This window comes from Nostoc sp. (assembly GCF_036917535.1).
Lineage (GTDB): Bacteria > Cyanobacteriota > Cyanobacteriia > Cyanobacteriales > Nostocaceae > Nostoc.
In genome coordinates this window covers 49,882-65,701 of sequence record NZ_JBALDA010000004.1, presented here as the reverse complement: position 1 = coordinate 65,701, position 15,820 = coordinate 49,882, and the positions used below count along the sequence as shown (strand labels likewise).

At 43.4% G+C, this 15,820-nt stretch carries 11 protein-coding genes; 4 read left to right on the top strand and 7 right to left on the bottom strand.

Annotated features, from left to right (window positions below):
* Positions 1–373: 373 nt before the first annotated feature.
* The 5 genes from V7K56_RS00965 to V7K56_RS00945 all read right to left on the bottom strand — a co-directional run bounded on the left by V7K56_RS00965 (position 374) and on the right by V7K56_RS00945 (position 6,458).
* Positions 374–1,474, bottom strand: a complete 1,101-nt coding sequence (locus V7K56_RS00965; protein WP_334906711.1) for an ABC transporter ATP-binding protein — start codon at positions 1,472–1,474, stop codon at positions 374–376.
* 8 nt (positions 1,475–1,482) lie between these two features.
* Positions 1,483–2,367, bottom strand: coding sequence for a carbohydrate ABC transporter permease (locus V7K56_RS00960; RefSeq protein WP_334906709.1), 885 nt, complete (start codon positions 2,365–2,367; stop codon positions 1,483–1,485).
* A 3-nt stretch (positions 2,368–2,370) separates the two neighbouring features.
* Positions 2,371–3,282, bottom strand: a complete 912-nt coding sequence (locus tag V7K56_RS00955; protein ID WP_334906707.1) for a carbohydrate ABC transporter permease — start codon at positions 3,280–3,282, stop codon at positions 2,371–2,373.
* Between the two features lie 27 nt (positions 3,283–3,309).
* Complete coding sequence (locus V7K56_RS00950) at positions 3,310–4,671, bottom strand: ABC transporter substrate-binding protein (protein WP_334906705.1); 1,362 nt, start codon at positions 4,669–4,671, stop codon at positions 3,310–3,312.
* A gap of 914 nt (positions 4,672–5,585) precedes the next feature.
* Positions 5,586–6,458 carry a LysR family transcriptional regulator gene (locus V7K56_RS00945; RefSeq protein ID WP_334906703.1) on the bottom strand — a complete coding sequence of 291 codons (873 nt, stop codon included), beginning with the start codon at positions 6,456–6,458 and terminating at the stop codon, positions 5,586–5,588.
* A gap of 167 nt (positions 6,459–6,625) precedes the next feature.
* On the opposite strand from V7K56_RS00945, the gene V7K56_RS00940 reads away from it, so the two are divergent.
* Together V7K56_RS00940 and V7K56_RS00935 are read left to right on the top strand one after the other, a co-directional pair.
* Complete coding sequence (locus tag V7K56_RS00940; protein ID WP_334906701.1) at positions 6,626–7,525, top strand: NAD(P)/FAD-dependent oxidoreductase; 900 nt, start codon at positions 6,626–6,628, stop codon at positions 7,523–7,525.
* 579 nt (positions 7,526–8,104) lie between these two features.
* Entirely contained in the window at positions 8,105–10,003 is a 1,899-nt protein-coding gene (locus tag V7K56_RS00935; protein WP_334906699.1) for a transketolase, read from the top strand.
* 916 nt (positions 10,004–10,919) lie between these two features.
* Here V7K56_RS00935 and V7K56_RS00930 read toward each other — a convergent pair.
* On the bottom strand, positions 10,920–11,222 hold the full coding sequence (locus V7K56_RS00930; protein ID WP_334906697.1) for a 2Fe-2S iron-sulfur cluster-binding protein: 303 nt from the start codon (positions 11,220–11,222) through the stop codon (positions 10,920–10,922).
* Positions 11,223–11,778: 556 nt separating this feature from the next.
* On the opposite strand from V7K56_RS00930, the gene V7K56_RS00925 reads away from it, so the two are divergent.
* The gene (locus V7K56_RS00925; RefSeq protein WP_334906695.1) at positions 11,779–12,702 is read left to right on the top strand and encodes an NADP-dependent oxidoreductase; all 924 of its coding nucleotides are present in this window, start codon (positions 11,779–11,781) and stop codon (positions 12,700–12,702) included.
* 633 nt (positions 12,703–13,335) lie between these two features.
* On the top strand, positions 13,336–14,601 hold the full coding sequence (locus V7K56_RS00920; protein ID WP_334906693.1) for an IS701 family transposase: 1,266 nt from the start codon (positions 13,336–13,338) through the stop codon (positions 14,599–14,601).
* 71 nt (positions 14,602–14,672) lie between these two features.
* Here V7K56_RS00920 and V7K56_RS00915 read toward each other — a convergent pair whose 3' ends face one another.
* A complete protein-coding gene (locus V7K56_RS00915; RefSeq protein WP_334906691.1) occupies positions 14,673–15,656 on the bottom strand; it encodes a toll/interleukin-1 receptor domain-containing protein in 984 nt (327 codons plus the stop codon).
* Between the last annotated feature and the right edge of the window lie 164 nt (positions 15,657–15,820).

The window sequence follows — 15,820 nt, the reverse complement described above, 5'->3', positions numbered from 1 at the left end:
TCTGGCTTTGTCCAGTTGGTCGGTCTAGTCTGCTTCTTAATCGGTAAGATATCTTGCAATAAGGGTTCAAAAATTTCCCATTCTGCATCAGTGAGCTTCCTGGAATACGCCATTAGCATTGGATTGTAGATGCTCAGGAGTACCTTAATTCAAAACCTCATAAGATGTCAAATGAGTTCTATAGAATGAGCCTTCTGAGTTTCGCACCGGGAACTAGTCTAAAGTCCAGTTTATAAGGGGGGTCTATTCAACTTATGCAAGAGGTCTAATAGGGTTCGGTTAAGGTTTTTTAATAAAAATTCTAGATCGCTAAAGCGCGATAAATCGCCGTCTCTTAGGTTAACCAAGATAAATTTAGGCGATTACTGTCGTATTAGCTCCTAACATCTAACATTTGTCTTTTAACAAGAGCATGGCCAGATTGCACATCGAACCAGTGAATATCCTCAGGGGGCAATGCTAATGTAATATCTTTGTCACTCCAATTTTGGTCTATTGGCAATAAAGCACGTACTGTAATCGCTTCGGTTTGTGAACCATCAATCCTGACACTGACCAAATAGTGCATACCCAAGTTTTCTACTAAAAATACTTGCCCTTGGATAGTCTGAGTATCACCTGGTTGAGCAATGCGGACATTTTCTGGGCGGATTCCTAGAACAATCTGCGGTGGTACAGTTGGTATATCTGGGAGAAGCACTTGGAAGTTACCCAGGATAGCGTATTTTCCTTTACAAGGTAGAGTCAGCAAATTCATTTGCGGACTACCAACAAATCCAGCTACAAATAGATTTGCTGGATGGTTATAGATGCGGTCAGGCGGATCGAGTTGCTGGACATAGCCATCATTGAGTAATGCAACCTTCGTGGAGAGTGTCATCGCTTCTGTTTGATCGTGGGTGACGTAGACAACTGGCACTTTTTGGGCTGCAAAAATTTGCTTAATATCGGCTCGAACTCTTTCCCGCAGCAGTGCATCCAGGTTACTTAAAGGTTCATCCAGCAGGTAGACATCGGCATTACGCACCAAAGCACGACCGACAGCAACCCGCTGCCGTTGACCTCCCGACATTTGACCAGGCTTGCGGTTCATTAACTCTGCTAATCCTAAAACTTCTGCCACTTCTGCCACTCGCTGTTTAATTTCTGTCGGTGGTACTTTTTTCAGCTTCAGTCCAGAAGCGAGGTTTTCGTACACTGTCATGTGGGGATAGAGTGCATAGCTTTGAAATACCATTGCAATGTTGCGATCGGCTGCTCGCTTATAGGTAACATCCACTTCCCCAATCTTCACCTGACCGCGAGTTGGTTCTTCAAGACCTGCAATCATGCGTAGGACAGTGGATTTACCACAGCCAGAAGGGCCAAGCAAAGTGAGAAACTCATCGTTATCTACAGTTAAGCTAACGTCTTTGACAGGGACGACTTTAGGACTGTAGGTTTTATTCAAGTTTTTGAGTTCGAGTTTAGCCATTTTGATTTTTATCCCTTGACAGCACCAGCGGTAAGACCTTGGACAATCCGGCGCTGGAAAAACAAAACTAGTAAAATTAAGGGTAATGTCCCAATGACAGTAGCAGCCGCGATCGGGCCATAAGGAATTTCATATATTGTCGCACCACCCAACTGAGCAGCAGCAACGGGAATTGTCTTCAACTCTTCACGGGTCATAAATGTCAGAGCAAAAATAAACTCGTTCCAAGCAAAAATAAAGGTGAGGATTCCAGTAGTCACTAAAGCGGGAAGGGTCATGGGTAGCACGATTTGCCATAGTAGTTGAAAGGTATTGTAGCCATCGACTCTAGCAGAATCTTCCAAATCTTTTGGCAATTGTTCAAAAAAGCTTTTAAGTACTAAAATTGTTAGCGGCAAATTGATGGCAGTATAGGGTATAATCAGCGCCAGATAATTGTTGCCCAATTTCAGCACTTGGATAATTTCTAATAGTCCTAAGAACAACAGAATTCCAGGAAATAAGGTAACAATTAGAACGCTGGCGAGGATAACTCGTTCGCCCCAAGGGCGTAATCGTGCCAGGGCATAAGCCGCAGGTGCGCCGATCGCTAAAGCGACAGCTGTAGAAGTAATCGATACAAAGGCACTGTTGAAGATGTAGCGCCAAAATGGACGACGGGTAAATAACTCAATGTAATGATTGAAAGTGAATCGTGTGGGGAAATAGACAGTAGGAACGGCTGCAATATCGTCATTCACTTTAAACGAGGTCAGCAATTGCCATAGAGCTGGCGCTAGGCTAAATAGCACTATTAATACAACTATGATGGTCAGCAAGATTTTTTTTAGAGAAAACTTTGTTCCCTCTGTTTGTTTTGGAGTCGTTGAAACTGCTTGTGGAGTTATGTTCATGGATTAAATGGCTCCTGATGTTTTGGCACGGTATTTGTTAAGCAAGAAACTAGCGATCGCCACCGCCGCAATCAATATTAAAAATGTCACTACTACAAGGGCTGCTCCATAACCAAAATCTAAGTAGCGCATCACCGTGGAGTAAATGTACAATGACACCACTTCTGTAGCGCCACCAGGGCCACCCCCAGTCATCACAGCAATCAAGTCGAAAATCCCAAAAGCTTGAGCAAACCGAAATAGCACTGCAATTAAGATTTGCGGCAGCAGTAATGGCAGGGTAATATTGCGGAAACTTTGCCAAGCAGTTGCTCCATCAACTGAGTAAGCTTCATAGAGGTCTTTTGATATCGACTGCAACCCAGCTAGCAACAGGATACTAATAAACGGCGTAGTTTTCCAAACATCAGCAAAAACCACTGCGATCATCGCCAGCGTTGGATCTCCTAACCAATTAATCCCAGTCTTAATCAGCCCCAATCGCAGCAGAATATCGTTCACAACCCCAAACTGGTCGTTAAAAATCCAAGACCACGCCAGACCAATCAAAGCAGTAGGCAAAGCCCAAGGGATAATTGCAGTTGTACGCACTATGCCCCGCCCAAGAAACGCCTGATTGAGAACTAAGGCAATCCCCAGTCCTAGCAGTAATTCTGAGATTACTGATGCTGTTGTGAACACGGTTGTCGCCCACAAACTCTGCCAAAAACGACCATCACCCGCCATCCGCACATAATTCTCCAAACCAGAGAATACAGGTTGTAGCTCTGTTGCCAAATTTTTAGTAAATACGCTTAACCAAAATGCTCGTAAAATCGGGTAGGCAAATACAAACAACAGTAGCAGTAATGCGGGTGTAAGTAATATCCATGCTGTCTGTTGTTCCCGACTTCTGAGTGTATGTAAATTTGTCATTTGTCATTTGTCATTGGAAACTGGTTATTAATTCTTTTTCTCCTGCTTCCCCTGCTCCCCCTGCCCCTCTGCTTTCCTGCCCCCTGCCGCCAGCAGTCGGCGTGTTTCAGCAGCAGCAGCTTGCATTGCTCGTTCAGGATTCATCCGACCAGATAAGGCGGCGCTGAGATAACGCTGCAAAATATCTGATGTCTGAGGATATTGCGCGATCGGCGGACGTAAAACTGCATTGCCCACGACCTGCAATAACTGCGGATAGTGAGGGTATTTAGCAACAATCTCTTGGTCTGTGAACAAATCTCGGCGACTTGGCACATAGCCTGCACTGAAAATGAATCGGCGCTGTGCTTCCCGACTGGTAAAATACTGAATTGCTTTCCAAGCTTCTTCTGGATGGTGAGAGGATTTCGCAATCCCTAAACCCCAGCCACCTAGACAAGCCGCTCCCGTCTTACCAGGAGCATGAACCATCGGTTTAATCGCAATTTTGCCCCGGATTGGCGAATTTTCTGCCTGGGCTAAAGGCCACGCATAGGGCCAACTGCGTAAAAACGCTACTTTACCACTTTGAAACAAGCGTCGGGTATCTTCTTCCTGGTAAGTCGTGACTCCAGGAGGAGAAACGCCTTCCTTAACGGTACTACGCAGAAACTCAATGGCTTGTAATGTTTCTGGTCGATCTAGTCCAACTTCGAGAGTTTTGGGATTAACCCAGAAGCCACCAAAGCCATGGAGGACTTCCGCAAACATCGCTACAAGTCCTTCATATTGCCGACCTTGCCAAAGATAGCCCCAATTTACCTGGTTTTTCTTCTGCAAAACTTGGGAAATTCTAATCAAATCATCAAAGGTTTCTGGCGGTTTCAACCCTGCTTGTTTAATTAAATCTTCCCGGTAGTAGAGCATTCCCACGTCGGAACGCACTGGTATGCGGTACAGCTTGTTTTGGTAACGTCCCCCTTCTACATCCTGGGGTGAAAATGCTGCCAACTCTTTTTTAGAAATGCGATCGTCTAAGGGTAGCAACCATCCGGCAGCAGCAAACTTGGATGTCCAGATCACATCCATATTGATCAGGTCATAAGGGGATTCACCCAAGATAAAAGATGAGGTATACAGGTCTTCGAGCAAATTTGTGGCATTGGGCCCTTCAACTAGGTTAATGCGAATACCTGGGTTCTCAGCCTCAAAGTCTCTAATTAAACCCTTCCTCCAAGGTTCGGCATCAGGAGCAGTCATTAATATATTCAGGGTAACTGGTTGCTGCGAGAGTGCTACCCAACTGAAAAATATAATGCTCAAGAGAGTTGCCAGAAAAACCCCTATATGCAAATAACTTTGTTTTTGGATGAATTTTTGCAACTTGTTTATTGGCTTTCGGTACAACATTATCAATGTAGCGATCGCTAGTAGTAATTATTAAGAAATAAAAACATAAAATATCTGAAAAAAGATTATTTTGTATTATTTTTTATCAAAATGCTTGAGTAATGAACAAGCAAGTCAATAAATTTAACATTAAGCTGGTATAAAAGTAAGCAATCTGATTGTCAATCAGCGTTAAATGTTGCTAACAAACCGTAAATATACAGTAGTCCATTTCCAGATAAAAAACTGCTTAATCATACTATTAAAGACTACTGTTATAAATGCAAATTAAATTATTTTTAATCGATTTACATTGGGTTAGCATTTAGAAATAAAAACTGCTAACCCAAACCTATCCCACTATTGAAAAAGGCAGCTATGCTGTTCTTGCTGGAGGCAGAAGGTTTTTTTTCAGAAGGGGATTCAAACCCCTCACGCCAGATGCTCCACTTGGGGAAACCTCAAGACCGCACTGGCTCCTTTTCAGGAGCCACCAAATTGAAAATTTGGTGCGGTGTTTCACCTTGTTCTGACGGTACGAGCAGGAGTTAGGAGTCAGTTTTCCTCCAGCAAAAACTGCCTCCTAACTCTGACTTTTCACGGTAAGTTCTCAAACCACGAAACAACGTGACTTTTTCCATAGGCTAATTATTAATAGCTTTTAATTAATGAGAATAGCTAACATAAAAATTAGGGTTTGAGAAAAGCTCAAAATGGCGTTTTCCAGATGCCGTGAAAAGTCAGCACCTACATGGATATCAAGTTGTCATCAGCAGAGGATTAAAGTGCGGACTCAACTCCTGACAGAGTTACTCTACTGAAGCCTGGAATCCCCCCATATACTGGGTTTCTCCAAAACGAATCGCACTTACACGTATGGAGGCTTCACGTCGAAAGCATCAGTGCTTTCAGTTTTCATTAAAATCATTCTTTCTTCAAACGCTTGAGAGTTCACTGATTAATACTTTCACAACAAAAGAGGGATCTGCTCGTCGCCATGCGATCGCAAGTTCTAGCGCAGGTGCAGTGTCGCTTAGGGTGAGGTAACGCAAACCTGTAGACCCAAGGCATTCTATTCCTGAAGCCACAAAATGAATGCCTTGCCCAGCTAGCAGTAGAGCCATGCAGTTTTGATCGTGAGCCTGCTTAAGAATTCGGGGTGTAAATCCTGCCATTGTGCAACAGCGTAAAATCTCATCATGCATCGCTGCGTTTTCAGCACGAGGATGCAGAATAAACACGTCATTTGCAAACTCGCTCAGGCTTGCTGAAGATCGATTTGCCATCGCATGATCGGCAGAAACAGCCAGTTTCATTGGCTCTCGATAGACTCGTTTGACCTCAAGTAAGGTTGAATAAATCGGCAGGTAGAGAAACCCGATATCTATCTCTGCGCTATGTAACTGATCGAACAGCATGTCAGTTGATCGTTCACGCAGATCTAATTCAATCTCTGGAAACTCGCTTCGACAGCGCTCAAGAAACGGTGGCATTACGGTATAAAGCGCCAAGGGAACATACCCAACTCTCAAACGATTTGAAGCGTCTGCGGTTGCGTGGCGAATCCGTCGCGCGATTTCATCGACATGGATGAGTAGCGCTTTCGCTTCTTTCAGGAGATGCTGACCTGCCTCCGTCAATTCCACAGTGCGGGTGGTACGGTTGAATAACGCAACGCCGATATCTTGCTCAAGTCGCCTAACTAACCGCGTCAAAGGCGGCTGTGACATATTTAGCTTCTCCGCTGCCCGCCGAAAGTTTAGCTCTTCAGACAGCACGATGAAGCAGCGAAGATCTTGAATTTTCATGCTGTTATTGATGCAATTCTAGTATCAATAATAGATCGAAATCAGAATTAATCATCACTTCACGGTGAGTTAGTTTAAGACTATTGCTTGAATCGATGTTCCAAAAATTAACTGAAGATTGACCCAAGCTAGCTCACGCTTCTTAGTTTTCATCAATTGGACAACATATGGAAAAATTCGAGGTCATCATCATCGGCGGCGGCACGGCTGGTTTGAGTGCGGCTTTAACGTTAGGACGTTCTCGCAAACGCACGCTCGTTTGTGGCTCAGGTGCGCCGCGCAATCAGCCGTCTCACCAAGCGCACAACTTCTTTACGCGAGATGGGATTAGTCCGACTGAACTGCTGTGCATCGGGCAAGAACAACTCGCGCCCTACAACAGTGTTCAATTTCGACCTGAGACTGTGGTTAAGGCTTGCACAAAAGATAATGGGTTTGAAGTGATATTGGAAAATGGCACTCAGCTAGACGCCCGACGACTTCTGCTCGCGACAGGCGTTATTGATGAACTTCCCGCGATCGCAGGTCTAAACGAGCTATGGGGCGTTAGTGCGCTGCATTGTCCTTACTGTCATGGATGGGAAGCGCAAGATCAAGCGATCGCGCTTTACGGGAAGGGTCAAGTTGGCTTTGACCTCTGCCTTTTAATCAAAGGTTGGAGCAATGATTTAGTGCTATGTACCGATGGCAGCGCAGACTTAACGGACGAGCAACGAGCATTAATCGAAAAGCACAACATTCCTATCCGTGAAGAAAAGATTGTTCGCTTTGAGGGCAAAGATGGACACCTCGATACCATTGTTTTTACAGATAGTCAGGTGCTGGCTCGAACCGCAATCTATCTCCGCGCTCCGCAGCGGCAGCGTTCTGAGTTACCCAAATTACTGGGTTGCGAGATCGAAAATGGTTTCGTTAAGGTGAACGACTTTGGGCAGACCAGTATCCCAGGGGTTTACGCCGCAGGCGACATGATTACTCCGATGCAAAGCCTTCCGTATGCTGCCTTCAGTGGAACACGCGCGGGAGCTTTTCTCAATCATGAACTCTTAGCAGAAGACTTTAGCTGAATGACACTAAGAAAAGCTCTAAGCTGTGTGAAATAGGGGTTACAGCTTTTAATGCCCATTGACCCGCATTTGTCACAAGCTTGATGAGGTGCAGGGGTGCTCTTAAGCAGGGGAGCAGGGGAGAGTTTTTGTACAAGTTCTTTCCCCTCTGCCCCTCTGCACAAGCGCAGGCTCCATCGAGATGTGGTGAGAAATCCGGGCGGGGAACAGGGAACGGGAAAGAAGGATTTACAAATGTACTTTGTTTTTTCACAAATGATTTAGGACTACTATATATCATCTACCATCTTAATAATGCTAGCGTCAAACAAACACGAGACTGTTGTAATAGCTCCGTTTCAACTGGGAGCGACAGCACGGCGATTTATTCAAGTAGTTGGGGTTCAATTAAAAATAGACAAAACCTCTACGAATACCAAGTTGCGTAAGTCTTATTTTCTTTGCAAGTACCTAAACATAGAGCTTGATAGTTGATAAATTTCTGCCTGTTAACTCTGTCATTTGTTAGAGTAAACAATCGTTCGTGTTGACTAGCATGTGAGTGCTGTCCTTAGTTCCTATACATGGAAGAGAGCGATCATGGCTACCCTTGAACAATTGCAAGCATGGCATGAATTGGCACAACAACTGCGGATTGATAGTATTCGTGCCACCACCGCAGCCGGATCTGGTCATCCCACCTCCTCAATGTCAGCTGCTGACCTGATGGCGGTGCTACTTGCCAAGCATCTGCGTTATGACTTCAGCAATCCGCACTCCCCTAACAACGATCACCTGATCTTCTCAAAGGGACACGCATCACCGCTGTTATACTCAATTTATCGAGCGGCGGGAGTAATTGATGATCGCGAATTGATGTCCCTCCGTAAGTTTGGTAGTCGCCTAGAAGGGCATCCAACCCCAGCATTACCTTGGGTAGACGTGGCAACGGGTTCATTGGGACAAGGACTGCCGATCGCGGTTGGTATTGCTTTAGCTGGAGAGTATTTAGACAAGCTGCCTTACCACACCTGGGTTTTGTTAGGGGATAGTGAAATGGCGGAAGGTTCTATTTGGGAAGCCTTTGAACACGCCAGTCACTACAAACTGGCAAATCTGATTGCCATCCTCGATGTCAACCGTTTGGGACAGCGAGGTGAAACAATGTTAGGCTGGAACACCCAAACATACTGCGATCGCGCTCTTGCTTTTGGCTGGAAGGCAATTGAAATCGACGGTCACAACCTAGAAGAAATTGACGAAGCTTATGCAGCAGCGATCGAGAACCCCAACTGTCCAACACTGATTGTGGCTCGGACAAAGAAGGGCAAGGGTGTTGCAGATTTAGAAGATATTGGCGGTTGGCATGGAAAAGCCTTGAAACCTGACCAAGCAAAGGCAGCGATCGAAGAACTAGGTGGTGAACGTCAGATTGCTATTGCCGTTTCAAAACCTAATTTACAAATCCAAAAAACTGTAATTGGACAAATTCAAACTCTCCAACTTCCTAGCTATCAAAAGGGAGATTCAGTGGCAACCCGTAAAGCTTATGGGGATACCTTAAAAGCTCTCGGAGCGTCTCGACCAGATGTAGTTGCCTTAGATGGTGAGGTGAGCAATTCCACCTACGCCGAGGAATTTGCCAAAGCTTATCCTGAGCGCTATTTTGAGATGTACATTGCCGAGCAGCAAATGGTTGCCGCAGCAGTGGGGTTACAAGTGCGCCAGTATAAGCCCTTTGCTTCCAGTTTTGCGGCATTCTTAAGTCGCGCTTATGATTTTGTGCGGATGGCTGCCATTTCTCGCGCCAATATTAAACTTGTTGGTTCTCATGCAGGAATTTCAATTGGTCAGGATGGCCCTTCACAAATGGCACTGGAAGACTTAGCTTCTTTGAGAGCAGTGTATAGTAGCACTGTGCTTTACCCTAGTGATGCTAATCAAACCGCTCAACTTGTCGCCCAAATGGTCGATTGTGATGGGATTGTCTACCTACGCACAACCCGTGAAAGCACACCTGTTCTCTATGAAGCTGAGGAGGATTTTTCAATTGGTGGCAGCAAGGTCATCCGTAGTTCTGAGCAGGATCAAGCAGCAGTGATTGCAGCAGGTATTACGGTACATGAAGCACTTAAAGCATATCAGCACCTCAAGCAGGAAGGGATTACGGTACGCGTTATCGATGCTTACTCAGTCAAACCAATTGATGCTACAACTCTGCATCAGGCTGCCCGTGATACCCAGGGCAAACTCGTTGTAGTCGAAGACCATTGGGACGAGGGTGGATTGGGAGCTGCTGTCCTTGATGCTTTTGTGGGTACAGATACTGCTTCTACCTCTGGTGGATTGCCACTAAACCTAATCAAACTGGCAGTACGGGATCTGCCTGGATCTGGTACTCCAGAAGAGCTACTTCATGCAGCAAAAATTGACGCTTCTTCTATTGCCGAGGCTGTGCGATCGCTTGTTAAACAACCTGCTTGGGTATCAACGAAGTAACGACTCGCGATCTTTTTTTCAATCAAAGTTCAGAAGGCACAAGACAACAAAGGTTTAGTCGTACAAAAAGATGCTCCTATAGATAAATTGGAAATGCAAATGATTAGCGTTGCCATCAATCTCCTGAGTGTAGCGAAAACGATGGTCAGATTCTTTCTCCCCCAGCTTCAAAAGCGATGACTTTTTTTATTTAGAAGTCGTTAATGTGAATCAAGCTGTTGTTTTTACCTTGTGCTTTGTGCCTTATCTACAATTTTAAGAGGTAAATTATAATGTCAAATAGTTTAAAAATAATCAAATCTTTCAACGTATCCTAATTCAAGAAGAACGGCTAAAATAGTAATTTCTATTCTCAGAGATAATTACTGATTGTTTTCCAGTCCGCTTGCGCGGACTTTATTTATCAAAACAGAATAAAGGCGTCAGTCGCCAGAATAAGAAATTGAATTGGAGTGTGACTGGTGAGGCAGCGCGCAGAAAGTGGGTTTCCCCCATGAGCGACTGCCTTTCCCGTTGGGCGGATGAATAACTGGGTTTAAGAAAAGAGCTAAATCGTACCCCTTTCCTACGGAACGCTCCGCGAACGGGGAAGCAAGCTACGCGCAGCGTCTGGAGAAAGAGAAGATTTAGCGGTCTACAATCACCTGTAAGGGCCCCAATCCCCCACTGATAGCGAAGCTCCTTCGAGTCCGCGAACGTCTTGATTCTGACGCCTTGGCGGAGCTTTCCTTGCTCCGCTCCTGAATTCTGACGAATGTATTCTTCTTCAAATAGCCACAAATTCTAAACGCTAGGCTTTGATTTCAAATTTCAACTTAGTAAAGTACACGCATGGCGAAACATGGGCGCTTTCGTCAGTTTCGCCAGTGTAATATTGATGTAGTTGCTCGTCGTCAACTCAAATTGCTTGAACTGCTTATGCTATTTCTTCTTCTTTGTGAGTAATGATCTTGCAATCTGAGGTAGGATGAGCAACACAAATTAACACATAGCCAAGAGCAATCTGGTCGTCGTCCAAATAAGACTGCTCCGACTGATCGACGGAACCCTCTATCAGCTTCCCAGTACAAGTAGAACACACTCCCTGACGACAAGAATACGGTAACTCCATCCCTTCATTTTCAGCAGTAGCGAGAATATATTCATCTTCTGGAACATCTACTGTCTGGTTAATTCCCTCTTCTTCATTCGTCAATTGAATTTTGTATGCCGTTGTCATTTTTTTAAACCTCACTTTCAAATTAATATTTTTCATTTCTTACTGAAAAAATCTGAGATTTGTTCAGACATTTCAGACGTTTAAATCATCCCAAATGACCACTTTGATCAAAATTTAGCTTGAACAAGCTAGCATTTTCTCTCCCATAAGTTGAACATTTATTACTAATTTATTATTCTGCAAGATAGATATTAGAGTTTATTTAGAAGTCTCTAATTCAATCTGCTTGAGTTGCACTTTAGCCTGTTTTCTGAGCGTAAGGTAATTGAATGCTGTGGCATAATTGGGTATTCTGGCACTAAATCTATTTGGAAGCATTGAGCGACAGTCGCCAATAACAAAGCCACTTCCATTGCCGATAATCTGGTTAAAACAGTATTATTCCTTTCGTCAGATGACGCAGCATTCATAAGCGGTCAAACTATCAACGTTGATGGTGGAAACAACAACGCCCTAGTGGAGGGAAATACCATCGCGTTTGGATGACCACAGATGATTTTCTGCTTACAGGCTTCGTCAAATTGAACACACTATAACAATTTAGGTAAATAAGATAATGCAAGCAATTCGCATTCATAACTATGGTGAGTCAGACGCGCTAACACTGGAAACTATAGCGCAACCCGAACCACAACCAAATGAAGTGCTAATTCGGGTTCAGGCGGCTGGAGTCAATCCGCTCGATTGGAAAATCCGGGCAGGCTACATGAAAGAGGTTTTTCCAATACCTTTGCCGTTCACGCCTGGAATGGATGTTGCAGGCATTGTGGAAGCGATCGGCACTGATGTTAAAGCATTCCAAGTTGGTCAAGCAGTTTATGGTGAACTACAAATGGGGGCTTATGCCCAGTTCGCTACGGCTTTGCAAGATGCGATCGCCCTCAAGCCGGAGACGCTGGATTTTGTGCAAGCGGCATCAGTGCCGATGGTAGCAATGACCGCTTATCAAGGGTTGTTTGATCATGCTGATCTCAAGCCTGGTCAAACCGTCCTGATTCATGCGGCATCAGGTGGAGTTGGTATGTTCGCGGTACAGTTTGCTAAATGGATCGGAGCGCACGTCATTGGAACTGCCTCAGCCGCGAATGCAGAATTTGTCCGATCTCTGGGTGCAGATCAAGTGATTGACTACAAAGCAACACCCTTTGAAGAAGTTGTTCAGAATGTCGATGTAGTTCTAGATACGTTAGGTGGCGACACGCAAGCACGGTCTTATGCAGTGCTGAAGCCAGGTGGCATTCTGGTTTCAACCGCTGCTCCCCCTGATGCTCAAAAAGCTCAAGAACGAGGTATCCGTGCAGAGATGATGAATATGAAACCCTCGGCCTCGCTGCTAGAGGAAATTGCTAATTTACTCGATTCCGGGCAGCTTAAGACGGTTGTTGCTCAGACCTTGTCTTTATCTGAAGCCCGTCAAGCTCAGGAATTGAGTCAGGGCGGTCATGTCCAGGGCAAAATAGTGCTTCAAATCAATGCTTAACCCGATGCGTGCTCAACCTACTGATCCATCTGGAAAGGCTAAAAATACCAAAAATCGGGGAAATTTATAAGTTGGAGAAATTTGCAAGCAATGGCTCTAGAGTCAGTATCAACTTTAGAGCCATTGCACTATCGGCTTAATTAAAGGATGAAATTCATTTTTGTATTGTTTAACCAGTCTTGCCAAACTATCCTTTCTGGTAACTGTTTATCCCTCAAAATGTTTAAGTCCCTATAATCAAAGCGACCGCATCTAAATTTGCCATTTGCCACGGGCAGTATTATTTTTTGGTTCTAACTAGAAGCGATAGGGGGTTGATCCCGTAAAGAAGCGATCGCAGCTTGTAGATACTGCTTTATCATTGTTCGCTGTCAGACAGAGATGTTTATACGTATTATCTCGTAGTTTTTTTCAGAAATAAAATATGATTCCTATAGGATAAGTATTATCCTATGCTTACTCCAAACAAGCGTTAAAATTCTCTGTTCGATAAGCTTTTGGCTTATTTGTTTGTCATCTTGCTCAGTCAGCTTTTGGTAAACTCCCTAATTCACTAGCGGGACTTAAACAAAACAGGAGAGTAAAAAAGTGTATAATGCTATCTCAGCATATCTTTCACGTTAAAAGAAGTTGATGAAAGAAACTACCCCCGCAGCAATGCCGGCATGTTTTGAAAGATGGTGTCAAAGGTTTGATGATGTATTTACTCATAAAGCTCAAAAAAGAGAGTTCAGACATTATTTAGGGGGATTATTGGGTGAAAGTGAGAGAAAAAACCTATTTCAAATCGCAGAGAATGCCGTAGGGGTGACTTACCACCGATTACACCACTTTTTAACCGAAGCACCTTGGTCGAGTTCCCAGGTCAACGAGCGTCGGTTAGAGATTATGAACAAGTGTAGTCAGACGAGAATCAGTAGAGGCTTTAGCCTCATAATTGATGATTCTGGACATAGAAAAAGCGGTAATTTTACAGATGGAGTAGGAAGACAGTATATAGGAGAAATTGGTAAAACAGACAATGGAATAGTAGTAGTAACAACGCATTTACATGATGGAAGAAAAAGCTTACCATTAGACATAGAGTTATATCAGCACGCTGATTCTTTAGCCCAAGGGAAACAAGACCCAGAATTTGAGAAGAAACCAGAATTAGCAATTAAGTTGATAGACCTGACACTTCAAAGAGGTTATCAACCAGGAATAGTAATTGTAGATGCTGGATATTGCAACAACACATCCTTCCTATTAGAGTTACAGAAGCGGCAATTAAAGTATTTAGGGGGATTAGCTAAAAATCGCAAAGTAACTATCAATGGCAAAGATAATATTCAACAAATAATTAGACTAGATGAATTGGCACAAGCTTTACCCCAAGAGGTATTTACAGAAATTCAACTCAACTTAGATAAACCCAAAACATTATGGGTAGTAACAAAAGAAGTAGAAATATCAGGTCTAAACGGAAAGCGAAATATTGCTATCGTCATGAACGCTGCGACTTTCTCGGATGCGACTGATCTTGATTATTTTATCACCAATGTTTCCTCATCAATTGTCACACCCCAATGGGTCGTTGATACTTATGGAGCAAGAAATTGGGTAGAAGTTTTTTATAGAGAAGCCAAGGGTTGGTTAGGACTAAAAGAATATCAAGTTCGAGACAAAAGAAGTTTAATGCGACATTTTATCCTAGTATTCTGCGCCTACACTTTTATTCTTTGGCATCAACTAACAGGGGGCTTAAGACGTAGGTGGGCGAACAAATCTTTAAACACATTTACTGAAGCTTTAGAAGCCTTTAGAACAGCTATGTCCTTTCGATTTTTTGATTGGTTAATTATGAATCGTGACGTGTTTACCGCTTATAAAGCCAGTTTGGGCTTTATTTGGGCTTAATTTTTGTCTAAGTCCCGCTAGAAATTATTTTTACAAGAGTTTTTTACAGATTGACCTTTATGACAGAACATTCATGTTGAGCCTTGTTGCAATGGTCTTAGCAAGATATCCCAAAAATACTCAGCAGCCCCTTGTTGAGACAATAATTTCTTCACATTCTGTTGGCTTGCAAAGAAAGCCATTCCCAAAGGTTGCAGAAAAAGAGCATATCCATCATCAACTATAGGCATGGATTCATTAATACTATTATCACTTCCTGAAGCATTCGAGGAATATGCAATGTCGCTTCTAAAAAAACGGCTAATTCCTCCAATTTCTCCTATCCAAATTCGACATTCAGTAGCTTTCTTTCCCCTAATGTAGACAATAGCCGAAAAATGATTTGCATCTATACGCTTGAAATGTGTATCAACTTCTGGATTTCGGTTGGATAGTTCAGCAAGTGAATTCTCAAAAAAGTTGGATATGTATTCAAATGATTCCTCTACAAATTGCTCCCTGTCTCGATCCGAGAATGTTTTGCGAATATGGAGATTGCTCGATCTTGGTATATCCAAAATTTGTGGTTTGACAGCAGAACCGTAACTTTTGCTTGGTGGCGTAGAATTCTGACGGAGTTGTAAGCGAGTAATTGTCTGTTTTACAGCGTTGACTACTTCAAGAAAAGCATCGTCTTTATCAGGGAATTTTGTGATAGGCTTGCCATCAGTTGGCATGACCAAGAGTTTGCCAAATGGCGCACTGGGCCAATCGCATGGACGCAGGATGACTGGTATAATATAGGATTCTCCTTTCTCATGCTTTTCCATCGCACGTTGCATCTCAATGTCATAACAATAATTGGAAGCTAGAAAATCTGAACTGACTAATAAAAGAATGATGTCTGCTTCTTCCAAGTTTTTGCTTATTGCCTTATCGAATTCCTCACCAGCAGTTATTCGCCGATCATGCCACGTCTCAATGAAGCCTTGCCTTTTTAGCATAGCAAGATGAATTTCCATCTCATCGCGCAGGATTTGATCTCGATGTGAATAAGAGAAAAAAACTGTAGCCATTCGACGATTATTAATTAAAGGTAGGTATTTACTTATGATTAATACCTTTATATCTTATACCAGTACAAAAGAACTAATTTCCTAAAGTAAACATCAAGTTTGACGCTTTGTCTTTTGACAGCGATCGCAACTTCATTTACAGTTCCGCACTAGAGGAGTGTTGA